We start from the raw sequence: 4,702 nt of genomic DNA, 5'->3' as shown, positions 1-4,702 counted from the left end.
TGGACGGCTCAGGATGGCTCAAAAGGGAGATTTCCCGCCTTGCGATCACCGGCATCGCCCGCGAACGTTCGTCTTTGCCTCAACCTGGGCGCCGGAAGCCTGTTGGCGGTCCATGAGCGCATCGCTCGGTGCGATCTGGTCGAGGATCCGACGTCGGTCCCGGACCCGGTCGGCTAGCCCGGAATCGAAGGGAGACCGTCAGGCGGCCAAATCCGTCGCCGAGAAGCGTGGGTGGGTGATCGTGAAGCGTCGTGAACCATCCAGCGCCACGCGGCCGTCATGCTGCAACTGGGTAAGCATGCGCGACACCGTTTCGATCGTGAGTCCCAGATAGTCGGCGATATCTTGGCGGCACATCGGCAGGTTGGCCCACGCCCCTTCGCTGCGCCGGGCGATCTGGCTCAGGAAGAAGACGACCTTCTCGTAGGCGTTGCGCCGCGCCAAGATCACCATGCGGGCCTGGGCCTGTTCCAGTTGCAGGCTAGTGACCGTCCAGATCAGCCGCTCGATAAGCGCCCCATCCTCGGCGACGGCGAGGGCCTGGCGCCGTACATGGGCGATTTCGCAGTCGGTGAGGGCCTCGGCCGCGTGGCTGTGAGTCGCGCCCAGCGCCAGTCCGAACATGTCGCCCGGAAAATAGAACTCGCTGACCTGACGACGACCGTCGGCGAGCAGTCGCGTGCTGCGCACCACGCCCTTGGTCACGCGATAGTAGTCGGTGGCCCGGCCCTCCTGGGCGAAGATCTCGTCCCCCGCCCCGAAGCGCGTCGTGCGCGCCAGGCGATCGAAGGCGGCCTGCGCGGCGAGGTCGGCGGACGTACCCGCAGCCGAACTGATCAAGACCTGAAACGGCATGACTTCCCCCAAAACTCTTCAGAAGATTAGGGACGACAGGGTCACGCCCACTATTAGGAAACCTACCTAGTCGAACTCATTACGACGCCCTTGACCCGCGACCAATTCGCACACATCCAGAGATGGGGAACACAATCGGAAAAGCCGGAACGAGCCCCCAAGATCAAAGGCGCCGAATCTCTCGGCGCAATGCCGCGCCTCCTCGGGTTCGACCTGTCGTTGTTGGAGTCCCATTCAGGTGCGACGGATTGTCCACTTAGGTAATCTTACCGAGTGTGGACAAACCCCAGGCATGGTGACGCTAGGCATCGCGAGCATCGTTCGTCGAGCGCCGGAAGGTCTACAATGCGCATTCTTCACGTCGATGACGACCAACTGGTTCGTGAACTGATCAAGATCAGCATGGGACGCCTCGGTCACGACGTCCTGTCCTTTCAGGACGGTCCGGCCGCCCTGGACCATCTGCGCACCCATCCTGTCGACCTGATCATCTCCGACGTGACGATGCCCGGCATGAACGGCGCGCAATTTGTCGGCGCCGTGCGCGACGAGGCCTTGTCCGGCGCGCCTGTCGTCTTCCTGACCTCGGGCTTCGACCCTCGCACCGCCGCGCTGGAGGCCCTGGCCCCCGTCGCCATCCTCGGCAAACCCTTCGACCCGTTCGAACTGCCCGCGGAGATCGAGCGCCGAATGGCGCGCGTCGCATCGTCGCAAGGCGCTCAAGCCTGACAGCGCCGCCTCGGGCGGCCCGACAAGCTCGGCGCACTCAGCGCGTCAGCGCCGCGCGCAGGGTATCGACCAGGTCATCGTCCAGCAGTGGCTTTTCAATCAGCAAGGCCCCCGACTGTTCCGCCTTGCGCCGCAGGTCCGTGGAGGGATGCGTGGCGGTCACCACCATGACGATGTCGGGAAAGAGCCCTCGCACCAGTTCGATGAGGGCCAGGGCGTCTATCGCTGGCGCGGCGTGCCCCATGATCACCGCCTCGGCCGCGCCTGCGCGCAGGCGGGCGAAAAAGGTCGACGTGGCGGCGAAGGTCTCCACCCGGTAGCCCTCGAGACTCAGGGAAAAGCTCAAGGCTTGACGCAGCGCGGCATCCTCGTCGATCACGAGAACGCGAGGCGACTGGGCTAAACTCAAGGGCAAGGACACGGATCTTGTTCCGCCTGACGGGAGTGACCCGGCGGCGGGCCGGGTGCGCCCGACCTTGATACGCCGGCCCGACTGTCGGAAACATCTGGACTGCCCCTAAGGGGAATCCCGGACTAGTCACGGCCGCCCGACCGGCCACGCGCGGAGTGACGACCATCGACGAATTCACGCCGCCGCGTCCCAACTCCGCTCGGACTAACGCCGCTCGGGAATGGGCGATGGCCGCGAGCATCGCGTCCGCGCTGGTCGTCGCCGGGATCATCGCGCGCGTCTTGTTCGAACCGATCCTGGGCGATCGCGGCCTCTATCTCTTCTTCTTTCCGGCCGTGGTCGCCGCCTCCGCCTATCGCGGCGCGGCCGGGGGCCTTTTGGCCTGCGCTCTGAGTCTTGTCTGCCTTCTCCTCGTGAACCTGCGCCACAACGGCTTTGACTTCGGCGACGCGGTCGGGACGCTGCTGTTCGTGGCGGTCAGCGCGGGGATCTGTTTTGGCGGCGAGCGCTTTCGCACGGCCCGCAAACGGGCCGACGCCGTGACGGCCGATCTGCTGCTGCGCGAGGCCCATCTGGCCTCCATCCTCGACACCGTGCCCGACGCCATGGTGCTGATCGATGAAGCGGGGCGCGTGCGCTCGTTCAGCTCGACGGCCGTCCGTCTGTTCGGCTGGACCCCGGAGGAAATCTTCGGCCAGAACGTCAATCGGCTCATGCCCGAGCCCTACCGGTCGGCACACGACGGCTATCTGCAGCGCTACTACGGCACCGGCGAGCGCCGGATCATCGGCCTGGGTCGCGTGGTCATCGGCGAGCGCAAGGACGGCTCGACCTTTCCGATGGAGTTGTCGGTGGGTGAAATCCGGACCGGCCGGGAACGGTTCTTCACCGGCTTCGTACGCGACCTCACCGAGACCCAGCGCACCCAGGCCCGATTGCAGGAGCTTCAGGGCGAGCTCGTCCATATCGCCCGGCTGACCTCGATGGGCGAGATGGCCTCGGCGCTGGCGCATGAGATCAATCAGCCGCTGTCGGCCATCGCCAACTATCTGAAGGGCGCGCGCCGCCTTCTCGAAGAGACCGACATTGACCGCGACACCCTCGATGGCGCGCTCGACAAGGCCGGGGAGCAGGCGCTTCGCGCCGGCGCGATCATCCGCCGTCTGCGAGACTTCGTGGCGCGCGGCGAAACGGAGCGACAGGTAGAGAGCCTCAATCGTATGGTCGAGGAAGCTGCGGCCCTGGCGTTCATCGGCGCGCGGGAGCTCGGGGTCGGGGTGCGCTTCGACTACGACATCAAGACCGACCGCGTTCTGGCCGATCGCGTCCAGATCCAGCAGGTCATCGTCAATCTGATCCGCAACGCCATCGAAGCCATGTCGGACGGCCCTCGCCGAGACCTGAAGATCAGCGTATCACGCGCCGACCAAGACGCTGTCGTCTCCGTGAGCGATACTGGACCTGGCGTCGCGCCGGAAATCATCGACAATCTGTTCGCCGCGTTTGTCACGACCAAGCGCGACGGCATGGGCGTGGGACTTTCGATCTCACGAACCATCATCGAATCGCACGGCGGTCGGCTGTGGGCCGAGGAGACGCCCGGCGGCGGGGCGACGTTCAGGTTCACCCTGAAGATCGTGGAAGGAGACCAGAGTTTTGAGTGACGGCGTCGTGCACATCATCGATGACGATGAAGCCATCCGCGACTCCCTCGGCTTTCTGCTGCGGGTCAATCGCATCCCGTTCCGCGTCTTCAGCTCGCCAGTTGAATTCCTGGAGGCCTCGCCGCCCGATGGGGGGTGCATCCTGACCGATGTACGCATGCCCGAAATGAATGGCGTCGAGATGGTTCGTCGCCTGAAGGCGCGCGGCGATCGCGCGCCGGTCATTGTGATGACCGGCCACGCGGACGTTCCGCTGGCCATCGAAGCGATGAAGGCCGGGGTCGTCGATTTCATCGAAAAGCCGTTCGAGGAAGGCCAGTTGCTCGCGGCGATCAACGCCGCCCTGGCGCAAGGCAAGGCCCAGCGCGACCAGGACACCACTCTGATCGAGACGCGAAAGCGTCTGGCGGCGCTGTCGCCCCGCGAGCGAGAAGTCCTCGACGGCCTCGTCGAAGGCAAGGCCAACAAGGTCATCGCCTTCGACCTGGGGATCAGCCCGCGAACGGTGGAAATCCATCGGGCCAATCTCATGGGCAAGATGCAGGCGCGCAGCCTTTCGGAACTGGTGCGCATGGCCCTGTCCCGGGATCGCGACTGATACGGCGGCGCGTCAGCGGCGGCTTCGCGCCGATCACCAAGGCGAGCGCCCCCTGTCCACCCGCGCGAGCCGCGACGTGCAGGGCGCCCCCGGCGACAGACGGACGCCGAGGACGTACGGGATCAAGCGTAGGCGACAGCCACCCGGTCTTCGGCTAAAGCGCATCGCGTGACTCGATCGGCGTTCCACCGCTGGCCCTTGATGCGCGCTGCGTTCCTTGCGTTGGCGTTGATAGCGGTTGCGCTGAAGGTGCTGGTGCCGGCGGGCTTCATGACAGCGCCGGGGCCGACGAACGGCCTGCCGTTCTCCGTGGTCATCTGCACTGGGCAGGGCGCGATGGTCGTCGAACCCGGCGCCCCGATGAACCACGACAAAAGGGCCCCGTCCGAAAAGCCGTCGCACGACCAGCCCTGCCCGTTCGCGGGCCATGGCGCGGCCACGGTC

At 65.8% G+C, this 4,702-nt stretch carries 6 protein-coding genes; 4 read left to right on the top strand and 2 right to left on the bottom strand.

All coding sequences use genetic code 11. The features are described from left to right. Positions 1-198: 198 nt before the first annotated feature. A complete protein-coding gene (locus AC1RNC_RS26020) occupies positions 199-855 on the bottom strand; it encodes a helix-turn-helix domain-containing protein (RefSeq protein ID WP_492888871.1) in 657 nt (218 codons plus the stop codon). A 345-nt stretch (positions 856-1,200) separates the two neighbouring features. Here AC1RNC_RS26020 and AC1RNC_RS26015 point away from each other — a divergent pair, with 345 nt between their 5' ends. After that, on the top strand, positions 1,201-1,584 hold the full coding sequence (locus AC1RNC_RS26015) for a response regulator (protein WP_492888870.1): 384 nt from the start codon (positions 1,201-1,203) through the stop codon (positions 1,582-1,584). A 37-nt stretch (positions 1,585-1,621) separates the two neighbouring features. On the opposite strand, the gene AC1RNC_RS26010 is transcribed toward AC1RNC_RS26015, so the two are convergent. Next, positions 1,622-1,963, bottom strand: a complete 342-nt coding sequence (locus tag AC1RNC_RS26010) for a response regulator (RefSeq protein WP_492888869.1) — start codon at positions 1,961-1,963, stop codon at positions 1,622-1,624. 260 nt (positions 1,964-2,223) lie between these two features. On the opposite strand from AC1RNC_RS26010, the gene AC1RNC_RS26005 reads away from it, so the two are divergent. The 3 genes from AC1RNC_RS26005 to AC1RNC_RS25995 form a co-directional block, all read left to right on the top strand. Next, positions 2,224-3,660, top strand: a complete 1,437-nt coding sequence (locus tag AC1RNC_RS26005; protein WP_492888868.1) for a PAS domain S-box protein — start codon at positions 2,224-2,226, stop codon at positions 3,658-3,660. Continuing rightward, a complete protein-coding gene (gene fixJ / locus AC1RNC_RS26000) occupies positions 3,653-4,258 on the top strand; it encodes a response regulator FixJ (RefSeq protein WP_492888867.1) in 606 nt (201 codons plus the stop codon). The genes AC1RNC_RS26005 and fixJ overlap by 8 nt, the downstream gene beginning before the upstream one ends. Positions 4,259-4,486: 228 nt before the next feature. Beyond that, positions 4,487-4,702, top strand: a 216-nt coding sequence (locus tag AC1RNC_RS25995; protein ID WP_492888866.1) for a DUF2946 family protein, incomplete at its 3' end; no start/stop codon positions are given.

The organism is Caulobacter sp. GW822-FHT01G02, assembly GCF_058802865.1.
This window is presented reverse-complemented; position numbering and strand designations above follow the sequence as displayed.